16 protein-coding genes are annotated in these 19,164 nt (G+C 69.5%); 8 read left to right on the top strand and 8 right to left on the bottom strand.

Annotated elements, in window-relative coordinates:
• From V6S67_RS03510 to V6S67_RS03490, 5 genes are all read left to right on the top strand, one after another.
• Positions 1 to 1,299: a four-carbon acid sugar kinase family protein gene (locus V6S67_RS03510; RefSeq protein WP_334208924.1), complete on the top strand. Its 1,299-nt coding sequence runs from the start codon at positions 1 to 3 to the stop codon at positions 1,297 to 1,299.
• Positions 1,296 to 2,321 (top strand): 4-hydroxythreonine-4-phosphate dehydrogenase PdxA, encoded by a 1,026-nt coding sequence (gene pdxA / locus V6S67_RS03505; protein WP_334208923.1) that lies wholly within the window; start codon positions 1,296 to 1,298, stop codon positions 2,319 to 2,321. Before V6S67_RS03510 ends, pdxA begins: the two co-directional genes overlap by 4 nt.
• A gap of 28 nt (positions 2,322 to 2,349) precedes the next feature.
• On the top strand, positions 2,350 to 2,505 hold the full coding sequence (locus tag V6S67_RS03500) for a hypothetical protein (RefSeq protein ID WP_334208922.1): 156 nt from the start codon (positions 2,350 to 2,352) through the stop codon (positions 2,503 to 2,505).
• A 33-nt stretch (positions 2,506 to 2,538) separates the two neighbouring features.
• Positions 2,539 to 3,423 (top strand): GntR family transcriptional regulator, encoded by an 885-nt coding sequence (locus V6S67_RS03495; protein WP_334208921.1) that lies wholly within the window; start codon positions 2,539 to 2,541, stop codon positions 3,421 to 3,423.
• 193 nt (positions 3,424 to 3,616) lie between these two features.
• Positions 3,617 to 5,329, top strand: coding sequence for an HNH endonuclease signature motif containing protein (locus tag V6S67_RS03490; RefSeq protein WP_334208920.1), 1,713 nt, complete (start codon positions 3,617 to 3,619; stop codon positions 5,327 to 5,329).
• Here the strand turns inward: V6S67_RS03490 and V6S67_RS03485 are convergent.
• The 5 genes from V6S67_RS03485 to V6S67_RS03465 all read right to left on the bottom strand — a co-directional run bounded on the left by V6S67_RS03485 (position 5,326) and on the right by V6S67_RS03465 (position 9,426).
• The gene (locus V6S67_RS03485) at positions 5,326 to 5,508 is read right to left on the bottom strand and encodes a hypothetical protein (RefSeq protein ID WP_334208919.1); all 183 of its coding nucleotides are present in this window, start codon (positions 5,506 to 5,508) and stop codon (positions 5,326 to 5,328) included. The genes V6S67_RS03490 and V6S67_RS03485 overlap by 4 nt on opposite strands.
• Before the next feature lie 44 nt (positions 5,509 to 5,552).
• On the bottom strand, positions 5,553 to 6,437 hold the full coding sequence (locus tag V6S67_RS03480) for an NAD-dependent epimerase/dehydratase family protein (protein WP_334208918.1): 885 nt from the start codon (positions 6,435 to 6,437) through the stop codon (positions 5,553 to 5,555).
• Positions 6,438 to 6,698: 261 nt separating this feature from the next.
• Positions 6,699 to 7,796, bottom strand: a complete 1,098-nt coding sequence (locus tag V6S67_RS03475; RefSeq protein ID WP_334208917.1) for an alcohol dehydrogenase catalytic domain-containing protein — start codon at positions 7,794 to 7,796, stop codon at positions 6,699 to 6,701.
• Positions 7,793 to 9,256 carry a purine-cytosine permease family protein gene (locus V6S67_RS03470; protein ID WP_334208916.1) on the bottom strand — a complete coding sequence of 488 codons (1,464 nt, stop codon included), beginning with the start codon at positions 9,254 to 9,256 and terminating at the stop codon, positions 7,793 to 7,795. The genes V6S67_RS03475 and V6S67_RS03470 overlap by 4 nt, the downstream gene beginning before the upstream one ends.
• Complete coding sequence (locus tag V6S67_RS03465) at positions 9,253 to 9,426, bottom strand: hypothetical protein (protein ID WP_334208915.1); 174 nt, start codon at positions 9,424 to 9,426, stop codon at positions 9,253 to 9,255. Before V6S67_RS03465 ends, V6S67_RS03470 begins: the two co-directional genes overlap by 4 nt.
• 133 nt (positions 9,427 to 9,559) lie before the next feature.
• Here V6S67_RS03465 and V6S67_RS03460 point away from each other — a divergent pair, with 133 nt between their 5' ends.
• The 3 genes from V6S67_RS03460 (at position 9,560) to V6S67_RS03450 (ending at position 14,446) form a co-directional block, all read left to right on the top strand.
• On the top strand, positions 9,560 to 10,357 hold the full coding sequence (locus tag V6S67_RS03460) for a nitrilase-related carbon-nitrogen hydrolase (RefSeq protein ID WP_334208914.1): 798 nt from the start codon (positions 9,560 to 9,562) through the stop codon (positions 10,355 to 10,357).
• A gap of 104 nt (positions 10,358 to 10,461) precedes the next feature.
• Entirely contained in the window at positions 10,462 to 14,067 is a 3,606-nt protein-coding gene (locus V6S67_RS03455; RefSeq protein WP_334208913.1) for a TM0106 family RecB-like putative nuclease, read from the top strand.
• Positions 14,068 to 14,122: 55 nt separating this feature from the next.
• A complete protein-coding gene (locus tag V6S67_RS03450; RefSeq protein ID WP_334208912.1) occupies positions 14,123 to 14,446 on the top strand; it encodes an NIPSNAP family protein in 324 nt (107 codons plus the stop codon).
• Positions 14,447 to 14,495: 49 nt separating this feature from the next.
• On the opposite strand, the gene V6S67_RS03445 is transcribed toward V6S67_RS03450, so the two are convergent.
• Genes V6S67_RS03445 through V6S67_RS03435 form a run of 3 tightly spaced genes read right to left on the bottom strand, consistent with a single transcriptional unit; the run spans position 14,496 to position 19,072 of the window.
• The gene (locus V6S67_RS03445; protein WP_334208911.1) at positions 14,496 to 15,098 is read right to left on the bottom strand and encodes an isochorismatase family protein; all 603 of its coding nucleotides are present in this window, start codon (positions 15,096 to 15,098) and stop codon (positions 14,496 to 14,498) included.
• A complete protein-coding gene (locus V6S67_RS03440) occupies positions 15,098 to 16,969 on the bottom strand; it encodes a hydantoinase B/oxoprolinase family protein (RefSeq protein WP_334208910.1) in 1,872 nt (623 codons plus the stop codon). Before V6S67_RS03440 ends, V6S67_RS03445 begins: the two co-directional genes overlap by 1 nt.
• Before the next feature lie 3 nt (positions 16,970 to 16,972).
• Positions 16,973 to 19,072 (bottom strand): hydantoinase/oxoprolinase family protein, encoded by a 2,100-nt coding sequence (locus V6S67_RS03435; protein WP_334208909.1) that lies wholly within the window; start codon positions 19,070 to 19,072, stop codon positions 16,973 to 16,975.
• Between the last annotated feature and the right edge of the window lie 92 nt (positions 19,073 to 19,164).

Genomic DNA, 19,164 nt, shown 5'->3' with positions numbered 1-19,164 from the left:
GTGGCATCCACAGCACCCATCGTCGGCATCGCGGCCGACGACGTCACCGGCGCCACCGACTCCGTGGTCCAGTTCTCCCGCACCGGCTGGTCCTCCCGGCTGCTGCTGGGGGAACTGCTCCCCGACTCGGTGGTACCGGGCAGCGCCCTGGCGGTCAACACTGACGCTCGCGCTCTGGACTCCGCCACCGCCCGACAGGCCACGGCGAGCGCCATCAGGAACCTCGTCACCGCCGGGGCCGACCATCTGTACCTGAAGATCGACTCCACGATGCGCGGCAGCGTCCCGGCGCAGGTGGCCGGAGCGCTCGACGCATGGCAGGAGCAGCATCCCGGCTGTTTCGCCGTCGTATGCCCGGCCTACCCGGCCATGGGGCGGACCATCGAGGACGGCCTGCTGCGCGTCCATGGCGGACCGGTCGAGGACTCCCCCGCGGGCCGCGACCCGGTCACGCCGGTCCCGACGAGCGAGTTCTCGCAGCTCCTGCCCGGCACGACGACGATCAGCCTCAGCGGCTCCGCCGAGCGGGATGCGCAGGCCCTTCGGGACGCGGCGGGTAGCGGCGTCGTGGTCGTCAACGCCGCATCCGATGACGACCTGCGCGCCCTCGCGGCCGCGCTCGTCGTCGTGGGCCCGACGGCGATCCCCGCCGGGTCGGCCGGTCTGGCCGCAGCGATGGCAGCCGCATGGGCCGACGCCGGAGCAGTACACGCCGCAGCAGAACCTGCACCCGCCGCTCAGGGGCAGCGGATCGTCGTCGTCGTCAGTTCGCTGCACGACGTCGCCCGCGCCCAGACCGACCACCTGCAGTCCCAGCTGGACTCCGCCGACCTCCGTATCCTGCAGCCGGACGAGTCCCTGCTCGATCAGCCGAACCGGCTCGCGCAGTGGGCTTCCGCAGAGCTCGAGGTCCCGGAATCCCTGCCGCGGGTCGTCGTCATCACCTCCCCCGAGGCGGTCGGCGGCGCTGGAACCCTCAGCGGGACCGCCATCGCGGCCAGTCTCGCGTCGGTGGTGCAGCAGACCCTGGCCCGCACGTCCGTCGGCGCCCTCGTGCTTGTCGGCGGCGACGGCGCCCGCGCCGTCCTCGACGCCACCCGCGCCCAGGCGCTGCGCATCACCGGCGCCATCCAGGAGGGCATTCCGGTCGGCGTCGTCGAAGGCGGCACCGCTGCTGGAAAGATTGTCGTCACGAAGGCCGGCGGCTTCGGGCCGGTCACCGCCCTGCTCGACACCGTCACCGAACTCACCCGGACACTGACCACCACCCTCGCCCACTCAACGGAGGCATCCTCATGAGCATCCCCACTCTCGCCGTCACCCTCGGCGACGTCGCCGGCATCGGACCGGAGATCACCGCGAAGTCCCTCCTCGGGCACGACGACGTCCGGCAGGAATGCAGGCCCGTCGTCATCGGCGACGAGGCCGCCATGCGCCAGGGCGTCACCAACGTGGGCGGCGACCCGGACAAGGTCCGCGTGCTGTCCTCGATCGAGGACGCGACCAATGAGCCCGGCATCATCGAGCTGCTGCAGACCGGCCCGTCGCTGGCGGACGTGAAGCTCGGCGAGCTCAGCCCCGCCGCGGGCGACGGCTCCTACCGCTTCGTCGTGGAGGCCTGCCGCCTGGCCCGGGAGGGCAAGGTGCAGGGCATCGTCACGGCGCCGCTCAACAAGGCCGCGATGCACGCCGGTGGGCACAAGTGGCCCGGCCACACGGAACTCCTCGCCCACGAGTTCGGCGTGGAGAACTTCAGCCTCGTGCTCTCCGCGGGCGACCTCTACTTCTTCCACCTCACCACCCACGTCTCCCTGCGGCGGGCCATCGAGGACGTCACGCCGGAACGCACCGGCAACGTCATCGAGCTCGTCAGCGCGTTCACCAAGGCGCTCGGCAACCCGGATGAGCCGATCGGCCTCGCCGGACTGAACCCGCACGCCGGCGAGAACCGCCTGTTCGGCGACGAGGACGCCGACATCCTCGCCCCCGCCGTCGCCGCCGCCCGCGAGAAAGGCATCAACGTCCACGGGCCCATCCCCGCGGACGCGCTCATCCCCGCCGCGGTCAAGGGCAAGTGGAACATGGTCATCGCCTGCTACCACGACCAGGGCCACGCACCCTTCAAGGCGGTCTACGGCGACGACGGCGTGAACATCACCGTCGGCCTGCCCGTCGTCCGCGTCTCCGTGGACCACGGGACGGCGTTCGACATCGCAGGCCAGGGCATCGCCCGCGAGGCGAGCCTCGTGCTGTCGATGCGGCGAGCCGCTGCGCTCGCGCCGGGGTGGGACCACGTCTGGCGGACCGCGCAGAAGAAGTAGCTGCTCCCACGCGCCTAGGATCGGAACCATGACAAGCGACGAAGACCTCGACCCACCCGTCCCCAGCTACCTCGAGGGTGTCGAGCTCAAGCGGGTCCACGACGGCAAGATCCTCGAGGAGCACGACGACGCGTCGTCGCCGAATGACGACGCCTCGTCGTCCTCCGACGGCGCCGACACGTAGTTCCCCGACCAGCATCGTGAACCGGAGCAGCTCATGACGGAGCCAGACGATCCACGGGAGCGCCCACTGGATGCCGGGAGCAGCGAGCCGCTGCACCTACAGCTACGCGGGCATCTGCGCGCGCAGATCCTGAACCATTCGCTGCCGCCGGGCACGTCGCTGCCCAGTGAGGCACAGCTGCAGGTGCGGTACGGGGTGTCCCGGTCCGTGGTGCGTCAGGCCCTCGGTGCGCTGACCGATGAAGGGCTGATCGAGCGGGGCCGCGGACGCGGCAGTACCGTTGCTCCTCGCCGCGAGCACCACCGGCTGGTGCACCGCACGTCCGGGCTCTCGGCGCAGCTGGGCAGCACCGGGGCGAGCGTCGGTACGGAGGTGCTGTCGCTGACCGTGCAGGACGCCGATGCATCGACGGCGGTCCTCGGAACGCCACAGGTCCTCGCCCTCGAGCGGCTGCGTACGGCTGACGGCGTACCCATCGCCGTCATCCATACGTGGCTGCCGGCACCTGTCTTTTCCGCATTGGACGCCGAATCACTGCGGGACGCGTCGCTGCATGCGGTACTGGGCGAGCAGTTCGGGGTGCAGATCGCCTCCGGCAAGCGGCAGATCCGCGCGGTGCCGGGTGACGGTGACCTGCTGCGGCTGCTGCACCTGGAGGCGTCGTCGCCCGTGCTGCTGCTGGAGGGTACGAGCTTCGACCAGGACGGTCGGCCCGTAGAAGTCTTCTCGACCTGGCACCACCCGGATCACGTGGTGTTCGACATCGACATCCAGCGGGAGCCCGTCGCGCAGGTTTCGGCGGGCAGCCCGGCGTCGTCTGCTGCTGTTGACACCCCTGAGGTAGTGGCCGACCGGGCCCGCCGGCTGGGTGCAGAGCTCCTGCGCTTCGCGGACGGTCTCTCGACCACGGAGCGCTGATCGTCGGCTTCATCCTGGGCTGTACGAGTCAGATGTGCCTGATGGCGCCACGGCTCGCCAATTTCTCCGGTACACCGACTCGCTGGCGCGACCGGCGATGACAGCTGACGGCTGTGGAGGAAGAGTGCTCGACTTCTCCTCCACAAAGAGTCCGAGCCCACTGTAATAGTACGAGTGTTCGATAAAATGAGTCATGGACACCGCCCCGCTCAAGCAGCCCGAGGGAACTGCTACTTCCCTGGAGTCGATGCGGTCGGAACTGCTCGCTTTCGCGCAGGAACTGACCGAGCGTCACCTTCTCCTTGGCAAGCATGACGTCGTGCGAGCACTCGTGGACATCGAAGAGCTCTCGAAGGTCATCGATCATCTCCAGATCGTTGCCGCTGGAGCCGCCCAGGAACACGGCGTCACCGGCACCGGGGAGCAGGAGGCCCCTGGATCCCTCCTTCTGCGGGCGCAGCAAAGCCTGTCGACAGTGCAGGACGACGTCGCCGGGGGCGGCGGCGGCGGGAGCACTTCAGCTGGCGCCGAACAGCGGAACGATGATGGGTTCCGCCCCGAATTCAGGTCCTGTGCCGACTTCCTGCGGGCCAGGCTCGGCATCAGCCGCACCGAGGCGAACCGCCGATTGAGGCTCGCGGCAAGCCTCCTGCCCGGCGTCACTGCAATCGGCTCTGCCACTCCCGCGTCGATGAGTACCCTCGGTGCTGCAGCAAGCGCGGGTGAGGTCAGCGGATGCGCTGTTTCGATCGTCCATGAGGCGGTGCAACGGGTGCGGTCCTTCGCAACGCCGGTGCAACTCGATTCGATGGAGCAGCACCTCACGCGGCAAGCAGTCGAATCGGACGAAGACCTCCTGAGGATTCTCGCGCGACGCTGGGAGGGCGTGCTCAACCAGGACGGGCTGGAACCCACCGAGAAGGTCCTCAAGGCACGGCAGGGTGTCTTCCTCAAGGGCAGACGCAACGGTCTGCATTTTCTGGAGATCGGCGCCACCGACGAGCAGTTCGAGCATCTGGTCACCGTCATGAACACCGCGACGAATCCGAGGAGGGATGTGGCCACCCTTCAGAACACCGGGGACCCGATCATCGGTGGAGACCGAGCCGACGTGATGGCCGCCGAGAACGAAGAGGGTGACGCTGGTGTCACGGGCGGGCGCCAGAGCGAAGCGGGCGACGATGGCGTGGCCGACATCCGCGCGGGCGATACAGATCGGCCGACACGCCCGCAGAGCCTCCTCGACGGGCTGGTCGCCGCCTGCAGGATCGCTTTGTCGACCGACAGGCTTCCCGCAGCAGGCGGACACCGGCCCCAGATCATGGTGACCATCAGCTATTCCGACCTCGTGGGCGAGATGGAACGTGCCGGCCACGCTGTGTTCGGGCAGCAGATGAGCGCACGGAGCATCCGCATGCTGGCCTGTGATGCAGACATCATTCCGATGGTCCTCGGCGGACAGGGTCAGATCCTCGACATCGGGCGGGCACAACGCCTCTTCCCCGCGCATCTGCGGCGGGCACTCGTTGCGAGAGACAAGGGCTGCGCGTTCCCGGACTGCTCCATTCCGGCCACCTGGTGCGAGGCCCACCACATAACGCCCTGGGCCAGAGGTGGAACAACGAGTATCAGCCAGGGCGTCCTCCTGTGCTCGCGGCATCATCATGTGATCCACGAGGGGAAGTGGAACGTCGAGTCGAAGTACGGCATCCCCTGGTTCACGCCACCGGGATACCTCGACCCGAATCGGAGTGCCCGAAGAAATACCTACTGGCAGGTGGAGGATGCCGTCCACGAGCAGCTTCGTGACGCCGAAGGTGGACGATCTGCTGCAGGCGCCCCGCTGCTGTACTCGACGACGGTCGCTGCAGCAGCCCCAGCCACCCCATCGGCCGTCGTCGGCTAGAACACGATGACGCTCCGGGCGCGCTCGCCGCGACGCATCGCGTCGAACGCCTCGTTGACCTCATCGAGGCCGATACGGTGCGAGATCAGCCGGTCCACGGGCAGCTTCCCCGCGAGATACAGCGCGGCCGGGCGCGGGACCGAGCGGCCCCGCTGGGAGGGGGTGCGCAGTCGGGACATGGCACAGGGCGGGACGCCAGTCCCGCCCTGTGCCATGTCTGGCCCTACTGCTGGAGGGCTCTGCCGTCCGCATCGAGGTAGTCGCGCCACGAACGCTTGGGGGTCCAGCCCAGCATCCGCTGCGCCTTCGCGCTCGAGATGCCGGAGGCGTCCGGCCGGCTCAGCTCCCGGAGTTCGATCTGGTCGCCGTAGTACTGCTCGAGGACCTCGGCGAAGTCGTAGCCCCCCACGTTGTCGGGCGACGCGATGTAGAACACCTCGTGACCCGGCAGGTCAGATCCCGTGGCGAGCACGATGGCGTCGGCCAGGTCGTAGGCGTCGATGTAGCTCCACAGATTGGGGCTCAACACGGAACTGTCGCGGATCTGCGGGCCGAGGTTCAGTTCGTAGTTGCCTTCGAACTGCACCCAGCACGGGCGGATCGAGATGCACTGGATGTCCGACCGTCGGACGGCCGCATCCATGAGCTGCTCACCGAAATGCTTCGACAGTGCGTACGGATCCTGGGGACGGATGGGGTGCTCCTCGTCCACGGGAGCGTAGTCGGGGAGGAAATCCCGCTCGGGGAAGAAGAAGCCCGGCACGGTCTCGCTCGAGATGTACACGAATCGCTTGATCCCGAAGCTGATGGCCGCTTCGAGGACGTTGAACGTCGCCATCAGGTTGGTCTGGAAGACCACGTGGGGCGGGTTGCCGGTCGGCTCCGGGATCGCCGCGATGTGGACGACGGCGTCCGCGCCGCGCACGACGGCGTAGGCCTCGCCCGCGTCCGTCAGGTCGGCCATCGTGTACTTCGGGGCACCCTCGGGCTTGCGGTCGAAGCCCGGACGGGTCAGATCGGTGGTCATGACCTCGTGCCCGGCGTCGATCATCGCCTGGGTGGTGGCACGGCCTACCTTGCCGTGTGCTCCGGTGATCAGGACTTTCATGGGCTCTCCTTGAAGGGGGTGGACGACAGCTGTGACGATCATCAGGCCACAGATGACCTTTGAATGCCTGTCCTCAGCTATACACGACGTCCCGGACATCCGCCCGACGGAGCCGGCCTCGCAGTAGCTCACGCACCGCAGCCGCGATCTGTGCCGTCCCGGTCGCGAAGATGCCGGGCCGCCCCCGAGGTCTGACATCAGTGGAGGCAGCTCCCCGTCCTCTACCCTTCGACGACGGCGGAGCTCTCGCCGTCGTCGTGCCTAGAACACGATGACGCTCCGGGCGCGCTCGCCCCGGCGCATCGCGTCGAACGCCTCGTTGACCTCGTCGAGGCCGATGCGGTGCGAGATGAGCCGGTCCACGGGCAGCTTCCCCGCCAGGTACAGCGCGGCCAGGCGCGGGAAATCCCGCCCCGGCACGGTCGAGCCGTAGTTCGAGCCGATCAGCGACTTGCCGCTCTCCGCGAGCAACAGCGCGTCGATCGACACCGGGCTGTCCTCCGGAGGTAGCCCGACGATGATCGCCTTGCCCCCGGGTGCGATGAGCGAGGGGAGGGACTCGATGGTCTGCACCCGCCCGATCGCCTCGAACGCGTACGCGGCGCCTCCCCCGGTGATCGCTGCGATCTCCTCCGCGAGTCCGTCCGACGGCACCAGGGTGTGGGTTGCCCCGAACTCCTTCGCGGCCGCGAGCTTCTCCTCGCTGAGATCGACCGCGATGATCGGGTTCGCCCCGACGAGCCGCAGCGCCATGATGATCGAGAGCCCCACCCCACCGGTCCCGACGACGACGGCGGAGGTGCCGGCCTCCACGCCGGCGTCGTTCACCACGGCACCGAAGCCCGTGGCCACGGAGCAGCCGATGAGGCTGGCGACGTCGAACGGGACCTCGTCCGGGATGCGGATGGCACCGGACTCGGGCACGACGGCGTATTCGCTCATGGACCCGACGGTCAGGTACGGGAATACGCGCTCGCCGTCGAGGGTGAGCGGGCTGCTGCCGTCGGGCAGGAGGCACTCCTCGGAGCGGCTGCCCGTGCACACGTAGGCCTTACCCGAGAGGCAGGCTGTGCAGCGCCGGCAGGGGTAGAACCAGGAGAGGATCACGTGGTCGCCCACCGCCACGTCGATGACGCCGTCGCCGATCGCCTCCACGGTGCCCGCGCCCTCGTGGCCCATCACCGTGGGCGAGGGCAGCGTCCAATCGCCGTCGAGCACGTGGCGGTCCGACCCGCACACCCCCGAGGCGCCCATCCGGACCAGGACGGTGCCCGGACCGGGATCGGCAACGGTGACGGTTGTCAGGTCGAGATTCTGCGAACCGATGCGGTGGACGGCAGCCCGTGCGGCGCGGCTCACGCGCGCCCCTCGATCGTCCCTGCGGGGGCGTAGCCGCCGACGCCGCGGCGGACGTAGAGCACCCGGGCGAGCACGTAGTACACGATCGCGCCGACGATCGCGGCGGGGAACGACGCCGTGATGTAGCTGAAGGCGGGCTGGGTGGTGAGCGTGACCGGGTTGTAGATCAGGAGGTAGAAGACGGCCCCCACGACGACGGCGGCTAGTCCGGCCCAGTTGATGCCGCCGGAGAAGTGGTAGGCGCTCTCTCCCCGGTGGCGGTAGAGGTCCTCGAGGACCACGCGCTGGCGGCGGAGCAGGAAGTAGTCGGCGATGATCGCCCCGCACATCGGGGCCAGGAAGGCACCGCTGAGGGTCACGAACGCCATGAACCGCAGGTACATGAAGCCGGGGAAGAACGCGAGGATGGCCGGCAGCACGAAGAACCCCGCGCACAGCCAGGCCCACCGTACCCGGGAGAGCAGGTTGCCGCTCGCCTGCCGGATGGCGAGGACCGTCGAGTAGACGATGGACGCCGTGCTGGTGATGTTGGCGAAGGCGATGAACAGGAGGATGAAGGCGCCGAGGATCGGCCCTCCGAACGGGAGCATCCACACCGTCGGATCGGAGTCGCCGAGCGTCAGGGCGGCGGCCATGCCGACGATCTGCGCGATCAGGGTGGCCCCGAGCAGTCCGAGGTACGAGGGCCAGAGGGCGGCCCTCGGCGTCTTGGTCAGGCGTGCGAGCGAGCCCATCACCGGGTACCAGGACACGCCCACGCCGACGTTGAATTCGACCGCGAGGGCGAAGTTGACGCGGTCGTCCTCGAACGGAGCGAGCGGTGCCGCGTCGACCAGCGTGTCCCACGACGTGTTGAGGACGAGGAAGACCATGAGGAACACGGTCACGACGATCAGGCCCGGGGCGATGAACTTGTTGAACCGGCCGATGGTCACCGGGCCGCGCGACAGGATCCACCAGGAGACGGCGATCGCCACGAGGGCGAAGAGGGTCACCATGAGGCTCTCCGGCCCGAAGTCGGTGCCGAAGGTCGAGTTCGACACCTGCGTGACCGCCCTGCCGACCATGATCGCCAGGAGCGACGACCAGCCCATCTCGGTGATCAGGATGACGGTGAAGACGAGGATGCCCACGCCGAGCAGCCCGAAGACCGGCCGGAGCATGGTGTACTGCTCCACGCCGTAGCGCTGGCTGGCGACGACGCTCGCGAGGATCATGAAGCCGAGGCCGATGGCGTTGCCGATCACCATCGCGGCGATGCCCTGCTGGAAGCCGACGAGCAGCGCCGTCGACCCGCCGACGAGGAACGCCCAGGTGGCGATGGCGAGGCTGATGTTGACGCCGGTGAAGTCGGCGCCGTTCCAGATCCGCTCGCCGCGGAGCAGCGGCAGCGATCCGAGCGAACCGCCGTTCTCGCCGGCGGCGTCGGTGGTCTTCCCCTGGTCGCGGTCCGTGCTCACAGCACCAGCACCAGGAACCCCAACAGGGTGATCCCGAGGACCACCAGGGCGTACAGGCCGAGGTGCCTGCCCGATAGCGCGGCCCGCGAGGGGTCGCCCTGCTCGTGGGCCTGAACCTCTTCGAGCCTGCGACGTAGTGCGGCTGCCGTAGCTGCGTCTGCGGAGTCCATCGTTCCCACCTTCATCGACGGTCATGCGGTTTGGGTCAATAGTTGTGCCCATCATGGGGGCCGTCAACGGGTCGGCATCCGTAAACTGGGTGCTGAAACTTCATGTTGACGACTGCGTGGAAAGGGGTGGGCTGTGCCCGGGTTGGCATTGCTTCAGGCCCTGGGGGCCACCGACGCCGTCGAGGACAATCTGCAGCGGATCGACACGTATGCCGCCCGCGCTGCCGGGCGGGGTGCCGGGATCCTGGTGACGCCCGAACTCTTCGCCACCGGCTACGCTCCCGCGGTGGTCTTCGACTCCGACGGGGAGGGTATCCGGGGCGAGCTCGCCGGAATCGCCCGTCGGCACGGCATCGCACTGGTCGGATCGACCGTCGACGCCACTGCTGATGGCCGGCATATCAGCGCCTCGCTGTTCGACCGGCAGGGCGCCGAGCTGACCCGCTACCGGAAGGCGCATCTGTTCGGGGCGGAGGAGCAGTCGGTCTTCCTGCCCGGACACGATCTCCCGGACCTGGTGCCCCTGCTGGGACTGACCGTCGCGCTCGGCATCTGCTACGACATCGAATTCCCGGAGTTCGCGCGCAGTGCCGCGCAGCGGGGCGCCGATGTGCTCCTCATCCCGACGGCCGTGCCGGCAACGGGCGACGTCGGTGGTCGCGCTCCCGAGCACACCTACAACGCCGACCGCATCTCCACCCTGCTGGTGCCTGCCCGTGCCCTGGAGAACGGCGTCTACATCGCCTACGCCAACCACACGGCCCCGGACTTCACGGGGTTGAGCTGCATCGCCAGCCCGTACGGGACGTTCCTCGGGATGGCGGGGTACGGGGAGGAACTGCTGTTCGCCGACATCGACCACGCGGAGGTCCAGCGCGCCCGGGAGCTCAACACCTACCTGACCTGCCGGCGTCCGGAGCTCTTCATCTGAAGCTCCCGGGCAGGGTCACGCGGGCACGCTCGTTGTCCGAGGGTCTTGCTACATTCTGACCAGCACGGGATCCATGCCCGCGCACCACCGATGCCGGGGGCACCATGTTCTTGCTCGACCCGACCGCACCGGCCCTTCAGCCGGACCTGGTCTTCTCCGCGACCGACCTCGTCGCGGCGAGCGAGTGCGAATACCGGACCCTGCGCATCCTCGACGAGAAGCTCGGCCGCACACCGAAGGCCGAGTTCGCGGTCGACGAGCTGCAGCGGCTGGCCGGCGCCCTGGGCGACGTCCACGAACTCAAGGTGCTCGAGGACCTGACCACGCGGTACGGGGTCTGGGACCCCGAGCGGCACACCGGCGTGTACCGGGTGGAGCGGGGCGACACGATCGACCGCGCTTCACTCCTCGCCAAGCACGAGGAGACCGCCGCCGTCCTCACCGCCGGAGCCGACGTCGTCTTCCAGGCCACCTTCTTCGACGGCGAGTTCCTCGGCTACGCCGACTTCCTCGTCCGGCAGCCTCATGATGCCGAGCACGCCGGACGCTACGCCGTCTGGGACACGAAGCTCGCGCGGCACGCCAAGGTCGGCGCGCTGCTGCAGCTGGCGGCCTACGGCGACCAGCTGATCCGCCTCGGCCTCGAGCCCGCCCCGCAGGTCACCCTCGTACTCGGCAACCTCGAGCACAGCGTCCACTCCCTCACCGATCTGCTGCCCGTCTACCGCGAACGCCGGGACCGGTTCCGCGCCCTCACCGCGGCGCATCGCGCGGCCGACACGGCGGTCGAGTGGGGCCAGGGCGGCGTGATCCACTGCGGGCGCTGCGACTACTGCGCCGAGCAGGTCGCCCTGCACCGGGACCTGCTGATGGTCGCCGGTATGACCTCGTCTCGGCGCAAGGACCTGATCACCAGGGGCATCACCACGATCGACGCGCTCGCCGGGCTCCCGGACGCCGAGACCCGCGGTCCCCTGGTGCGGCTGCGGGACCAGGCACGGATGCAGACGGGCACCGCCGTCGTCGACGGCTCGCGCACCTACATGAAGAACGGTGAAGAGCGCACGATCAGCTACCGTGTGCTCGCCGAGCACACCCTCGCGGCGCTGCCCGCACCGAGCGCGGGCGACATCTTCTTCGACTTCGAGGGCGATCCGCTCTGGCAGGACCCGGCCACCGGCGGCTGGGGGCTGGAGTACCTCTTCGGCGTCATGGAACCGGCCGACGCGGACGACGCGCCGGTGTTCCGGCCCTTCTGGGCGCACTCCCGCTGGGACGAACGGCAGGCGTTCCTCGACTTCCTCGACTACGTGGAGAAGCGCCGCAGCGCCCACCCGGACCTGCACATCTACCACTACGCGCCCTACGAGAAGACGGCCCTGCGGACCCTCTCGCTCCGGCACGGCGCCGGCGAGGACATCGTCGACGACTGGCTCCGCAGCGGCCTGCTCGTGGACCTGTACGCGACGGTCCGGCACTCGCTGCGGGTCTCCGCGGCCTCCTACTCCATCAAGGAACTCGAGCCCCTCTACATGGGCGATCACCTCCGCACCGGCGACGTGGCCGATGCCGGCGCCTCCGTGGTCGCCTACGCCCAGTACTGCGCAGCGCGGGACGACGGCGACGAGGACGCCGCCGCGACGATCCTTGCGTCGATCACCGACTACAACGAGTACGACTGCCTCTCCACCCTCCGCCTGCGCGACTGGCTGCTGCAGCTGCCCCGGCCCGACGCTCGGGGGGGAGCCGATCCGTCCGACGGCGGGCAGGACGCGCCGACGAGGCCCGAGCCGAGGTCCGCCGACGAACCCACGCCGGACGAGCTCCGGCTGCGCGACCACCTCGCGCAGCGCACGGGCGATCGGCCGACGGCGGAGGACCAGGCCGTCGCGATGGTCGCCGCAGCCACCGGCTACCACCGCCGCGAGCGCAAGCAGTTCTGGTGGGAGCACTTCGACCGGCTCGAGAACGACCGGGACAGCTGGTCCGACCAGCGGGACGTCTTCGTCGTGGAGTCCGCGACCGTCGTGGAGGACTGGGCGAAGCCGACGCCCAGAGCCAGGACGGAATCCAGGACGATCCAGCTGCGCGGCGTCCTGCCCGATGGCTCCGACGTGCGTCCGGGCTCGACGTGGTTCCGCATGTACGACGCCCCGCTCCCGGACGGCGTGCAGGTCCCGTCCGACAGCCGGCTCGGCCGAGGCGGGTGCTTCGGGACGGTGGTCGAGCGCGTCGAGGCGGACCCGGATTCTCCGGACAGAACGCTGGTCACGGTCACCGAGAAGTCGTCGTCGAACGTGCCGCCGTACCGGCACCTGCCCGCTGCCCTGACACCGGATCAGCCGATCGCCACGGTCAGCCTGGAGGCGTCCCTCGCCGAACTGGCGAGCACGGTCGGCGCGGCACTGCCGGCTGTCCCGCGCCACCCCGGGCTCGACGTCCTGCAGCGCTCCGCACCGCGCCTGGCGACGCGGAGCGCCCTGCCGCTCGTCGCGCACGACGCGTCCGGACAGGCCGACTACGTCACCGCCGTCACGGACGCCGTGCTCGGCCTCGACTCCTCCTACCTCGCCGTGCAGGGCCCTCCCGGCACGGGCAAGACGTATGTGGGTTCGCGCGTCATCGCGCGCCTGGTCGAGAAGGGCTGGAAGGTCGGCGTCGTGGCGCAGTCCCACGCCGTCGTCGAGCACTTCCTCACCACAGCGGTGGCTGCGGGCGTGGACCCGGAACAGATCGGCAAGAAGCTGCAGCAGGAGCATCCCGTGCCCTGGCCGCACACCTCGGACGGTGCCGTCGGCACCCTCCTCAGCGGGGACGACGGATGCCTCATCGGCGGGACGTCGTGGTTCATGACGGGGAAGATCGTGCCGCCCGGGTCGCTGGACCTGCTCGTGATCGACGAGGCCGGACAGTTCTCGCTCGCCAACACGCTGGCCGTCTCTCGGGCGTCGTCGCGCCTGATGCTGCTGGGCGACCCGCAGCAGTTGCCGCAGGTCACGCAGGGCTCGCACCCGGAGCCAGTCGACGAGTCGGCCCTGGGCTGGCTGTCCGCCGGCCATGCGACGCTCCCCGCGAACCTCGGCTACTTCCTTGCCGACTCCTGGCGCATGCATCCGCACCTCTGCGACGCCGTGTCCCGGCTGAGCTACGACGGGAAGCTCGACGCCGCTCCGGCTGCCGCGGCCCGCCGGCTCGAGGGGCTGCCGGCCGGGGTCGAGGTCGTCCTGGTCGACCACACCGGCAATGTCGTGGCCTCGGACGAGGAGGCCGCGGAGGTCGTCGTGCAGGTGCGCCGGCACCTGGGCCTCGCGTGGCATCCCGGCGGAGACAGGCCGTCCCGGCCCCTGGTACAGACCGACGTACTGGTGGTCGCCGCCTACAACGCCCAGGTGCAGAAGATCCGCGCCGCCCTGGACGCCGCGGACCTGCGGGGGATCCGGGTGGGGACGGTCGACAAGTTCCAGGGGCAGGAGGCCGCGGTAGTGCTCGTGAGCATGGCCTGCTCGGCGGTGTCCGAGGCACCCCGCGGCGCGGAATTCCTGCTGAACCGCAACCGCATCAACGTGGCCATCTCGCGGGGACAGTGGCGGGCCGTCGTCATCCGGTCCCGCGAACTGACGAACTTCATGCCCGGCCGTCCCTCAGGACTCGAGGAACTGGGGGCGTTCATCGGGCTCGGCGCTGCGACGGCAGGGGCCGAAATCCGCTGACGGGTCGGACGCGCTTAGGCTGGGCCTGACCACCGCACCGCCAGCAAGGAGAGCCATGACCTACGAACTCCGCACCTACACGGCATCACCGGGCAGGATGGACGCCCTGATGCGCCGGTTCCGCGACTCCACCATCGATCTGTTCATCGAGCACAACATGAAGAGCCTGGGCTACTGGATGCCCGTCGGCTCCCCCGACGTGCTCGTCTACCTCCTCGAGCACGACGGCGATCCGGCGGCGAACTGGAAGGCGTTCGGCACGGACCAGCGCTGGATCGACGCGAAGTCCGCCTCGGAGACGGACGGGCCGCTGACCGCGAGCATCGAGTCCGTGATGCTGGAGGCGACCGACCTCCATCCGATCGCCGCCGCGCGCTGAGCCGTCAACCGGTTGGCGCCTGACTGCTCAGCTCCCGGCGAGCGCGCACTCACCAGCTGAGCTCTGCCCCGTCCACGACCTCGGCGTACTTGGCCTGCAGATCGTAGAGCGATGCCTGCTGCACGGATTCGTCCCGGTCCCCCACGGCGTCCCGCACCACGAGGGGCACGAAGCCGTGCTGGATCGCGTCGACCGCCGTCGCCCGCACGCACCCGCTGGTGCTGACGCCGACGATGACCACCGTGTCCACGCCGGCCCCGCGCAGCAGGGCGGCCAGTCCGGTGCCGAAGAACGCGCTCGCGGACTGCTTGACGAGGACCGTCTCACCTTCGAGGGGCGCGACGTCAGGCATCAGCTCGCCCAGCGGCGGAATCGCGCCCGGCGATTCGCTGACGAGCAGGCGCAGCGCCGGCACCTTCCGCAGGAACACCCCGCCGTGCGCCTCGTCGTCGAACCGGACCGCCGTGTGGAACACAGGGTGACCGGCGGCCCGGGCCGCTGCCAGGACAGCGGCGGCCCCGTGCAGGCAGTCGGCCGACGGCAGGCACAGCGGACTGGACGCATCGAAGTAGGCCCGCATCAGATCGACCGCGATCACGGCCGGACGCGGGCCGGGCGTCAGTGTCCCGTCGAAGCCCGACGAGAACGCCACTAGACCGCCAGCGGAGGCGTGGGGGCCGGCCGCCCGGTCTCGGCGAGGCTGTTGGCCAGCAGGTTCTCCATCGAGTCGCCGCGGTTGAACAGCGGCAGGGGCTCCTCGCGCCCTTCCCGCAGCGAGGCACGCAGCGTCTCGGTGGCTGCGGCGTCGAGGTCGCCGTCGTCGTCGCACACCACGCCGTAGGTCCGCGCTCCCGCCTGCGTGACGAGCCCGCGCCGCACCTCCCTGCACACGAGCTCCGGGTCACGGGCGAGCGGATCACCCCAGCCGCCGCCACCCCACGTCACGAAGTGCAGGACGTCGTCCCGGCCGACGGCGACGTCGTGCACCTTGGAGGCCAGGACCTCACGGGTGCCGTCGGCCCGGTCGATCCACTTGGTGCCCCGAGCCCCCGGTTCGCCGCCCTTCACGCCCCACGGGTAGGTGAGCCAGCGGTCGTCGTGGATGGCGATGGTGCCGGCCTCCAGGAACCGGTAGGCGACATCCACGCCGTTGCCGCCGCGGTGCAGGCCCGCGCCGCCGGTGTCCGGGATGGTCTCCCAGCGGTCGATGATCAGCGGGTAGTAGCTCTCCAGGTACTCGCACGGGATGTTGACGAAGGAGGGCCACAGCGAGTGGCCGTCGGGGCCGTCGCCCACGGGGCGCCCGGGGATCCCGCCGAAGCCGATCGAGTACAGCTGGAACCACTCTCCCTTGCGCTCGCCGGCGCTGTAGTTCCCGGAGTACATGAAGTGCGGTGAGGAGGAGAACCCGGCGGCGTTGAGCAGGTCCGGGTTCGCCTGGCCGAGGAGACCGCCGAAGAGGTCGAACAGGCGGCCGATGCCGTGGTTCCGCCCGTTGAGCGCCGCCGGGTAGGCCGGCTTCCAGAACGAGTTCTCGGGGATCTCGACGTCCACGAGCGGGTAGAAGCCGTCGTTCCAGAGGATCTGCGGGTCGGCGACGGTGATCATGTAGATGCCGAAGAACATCCTGATCAGGTTCTCGTTGATGTAGTAGTTGATGGGCCCCTGCGCCTGCGGGCTGCTGCCGGTGAGGTCGATCAGCACCTTGTCGCCCGTGCGCGTGATGGTCATCGTCAGTTCGTACGGGCCGTACCCGCGGCCGTCGTCGTCGATGAAGTCCGTGAAGGAGAGCGGCTTGCCCTCCTCGAACACCAGCGCGAGCAGCACCTTCATGGCGCGGTAGTTCCGGTCCAGCAGGGCATTCAGTGCCGAGGTGTACGTGTCCACGCCGAATCGCGCGCACATCTCCTGCACGCGGCGCGACGCCGTCCGGCAGGCGGCGACGATCCCGTTCAGGTCGGCGCGGTTCCAGTCGGGCTTCCGCACCTGGTTGAGGATGATGCCGAGCGCGGTGTCGTCCCGCTCGCCTTTCCGGTACAGCTTGAAGGGCGGGATGATCACGCCCTCCTCGAAGATGGTCCGGGCGTCCGTGGGCATGGACGCCGGTGTCTTCCCGCCGACGTCGGTCATGTGCCCGAACTGCGACGCCCAGCCCACGATGCGCCCTTCGAAGAAGATGGGCATCACCACGAGCCAGTCGTTCGCATGGCTGATCGCGGCGCCGCACGAGTAGGGGTCCGACGTCATGAGGACGTCCCCCTCCTCGATGGTGCCGCTGAAGTTCGCCAGGAAGTCCGGGATGGAGAGCCCGAACTGCCCGACGATCATCTTGCCCTCGGGATCGGCGATGAGCGGGAACTCGTCGTGCTGCTCACGGATGCCCGGGGAGAGTGCCGTGCGGAACAGCGTCTCGTCCATCTCGTAGCGGGCGCTGCGCAGGGCGTTCTCGATGAGGTCGAGCGTCACCACGTCCACGTCCACCGCGGTCAGGGGCGAGGTGGAGGTCTCGATCAGCTGTGCCATGGGTCAGTCCTCACTCGTCGGGCTGGAAGCGGTGTCGTTCTCGATCGGCCTGATCAGCAGGCTGCCGTGGTGGTGCACCGTGGCCGTGTGTCCGGGCAGCACGAGGGTGGTGGAGTCCATCTCGGCGACGACGGCGGGGCCCGTGATCACGTTGCCGGCCCTCAGCAGGTGCCGGTCGTAGATGGACGCCTCCTGGTGCTGCCCGCCGACGAAGATCACGTGCGTGCTGCGCAGGGCGGGCAGCGGATCGGCGGGGCCGGCGTCCAGGGTCACGGAGGCGACCTGCGGGCGGGGTCCGCTCACGGTGGCCCTCGCGGTGACGAACTCGTGCTCGTTGTCGAGCAGAAAGGCGAAGAGCCGCTCGTGCTCGGCGTCGAAGGATGCGCGCAGGGCGGTCAGTCCGACGTCGCCGCCGCTCCCGGCGAAGGTCCGCAGGTCGACGGTGATGGGGATCTCGAAGCCCTGCCCGTGGTAGCGGAGGTCCGCGGAGTAGGTGACCGTCAGGTCCTCCTCGTGCAGACCCGCGGCCAGGAGCGACTCCTTCGCGGTGAGGGCCAGCTCCTCGAGGACGGTCCGCACGTGGGCGTCGTCGAGTTCGCTGAAGCGTCGCACGAGGGTGCGGGCCGACTCGTCGCGCAGGCTCGTGGTCGCATCCCCGTAGGCGCAGAGCACACCGGGCGACGGCGGGATGATCACGGGCCAGGCGCCCGTCAGCTTGCCGAGCGCGTTGGCATGCAGCGGACCGGCCCCGCCGAACGCCACGAGGGCGAAGTCGCGCGGATCGAACCCCTGCTGCGTGGAGACGAGCTTCAGCGCGCCATAGATGTTCTCGTTGACGATGTCGATGATGCCCTCGGCCGCGGCCTCCACGCCGTCCAGCCCGATCGCCTCGGCGATGGTCTTCACCGCGGTGGCGGCGGCCTCGATGTCGAGGCCGATCTCGCCACCTGCCAGCTGCGACGGCAGGAAGCCGAGCACCACGTTGGCGTCCGTGACCGTCGGCTCGCTGCCGCCCTTGGCGTACGACGCCGGGCCGGGCACCGCACCCGCCGACTGCGGCCCGACGCGCAGGGCGCCGGTGAGCTGCGGGACGTGCGCGATCGACCCGCCGCCTGCCCCGACGGTCCGGACGTCCACCGACGTGGCACGGACCGTGAGGTCGCCGACAGTCGTCTCGCGGCCGATGCGCGGCGTCAGGTCCTGCACGAGGGCGACGTCCGTGGACGTGCCGCCCATGTCGAAGGTGAGCAGGTTCTTGAAGCCGGCCTGCTCGGCGGCCCAGACGGCACCCGTCACACCACCCGCCGGCCCGGAGAGCAGCAGGGACACGGGGTTGTCCGCGGCGACCTTGCCGGAGACGAGTCCGCCGTCGCTCCTGAGGATGGACAGGTGGCCCTCGATGCCGGCGGCACCCAGCTTGTCCTCGAGGTTGCCGACGTAGCGGGAGACCTGACCCTGCACGTAGGCGTTGGCCACCGTGGTGATGGTGCGTTCGTACTCGCGCAGTTCGGGCAGCACGACGGACGAGCGGGAGACGGGCACGCCGGGCAGTTCCTCCGCGGCGAGGTCGGCGATGCGTGCCTCATGCTCCCCGTTGGCGTAGGAGTTGATGAGGCTGATGCTCAGGGCCTCGATGCCGCGTTTCCTCAGGCGGCGGAGCTGCGTGCGGACGTCGTCGTCGTCGAGCGCTATGCGCACCTCACCGCTCGTGGTGACGCGCTCGGCGACCTCCACCGTATCCTCGAGATCGGCGAGCGGCTCCGGCTTGGGCCAGATGATCCACCCTGCCAGCCCGCCGGGGACGAACGACCGGGCGATCTGGAGCACCTGCCGGAATCCCTTCGTGGTCACGAGACCCACGCGGGCGCCCTTGTGCTCGAGGATCGCGTTGGTGGCCACGGTGGTGCCGTGGAGGACCTCGGTGACCTCCGACATCGGCACGCCGGCGGCCCTGCAGGCCTGCTCGATCCCGTGCAGGACGCCGATGGACTGGTCCTCCGGGGTGGACGCCGTCTTGTACCGGTGGGTCTCGCCGGTGGCCTCGTTGATGAGGAGGATGTCCGTGAACGTGCCGCCCACGTCTACGCCGAGCCGAAACGCCATCAGGTCTCCTCAGGGGGTTGGTCGTGCCGGCATGCCGCCTCGCTGCAGGCCTCCGTGCCAGTCAGCGTAGGGGCGACCGCTCGATGCGTCAA

It is taken from the genome of Arthrobacter sp. Soc17.1.1.1 (genome assembly GCF_036867195.1).
In the GTDB taxonomy this organism is placed as follows: domain Bacteria; phylum Actinomycetota; class Actinomycetes; order Actinomycetales; family Micrococcaceae; genus Arthrobacter_D.
This window is presented reverse-complemented; position numbering and strand designations above follow the sequence as displayed.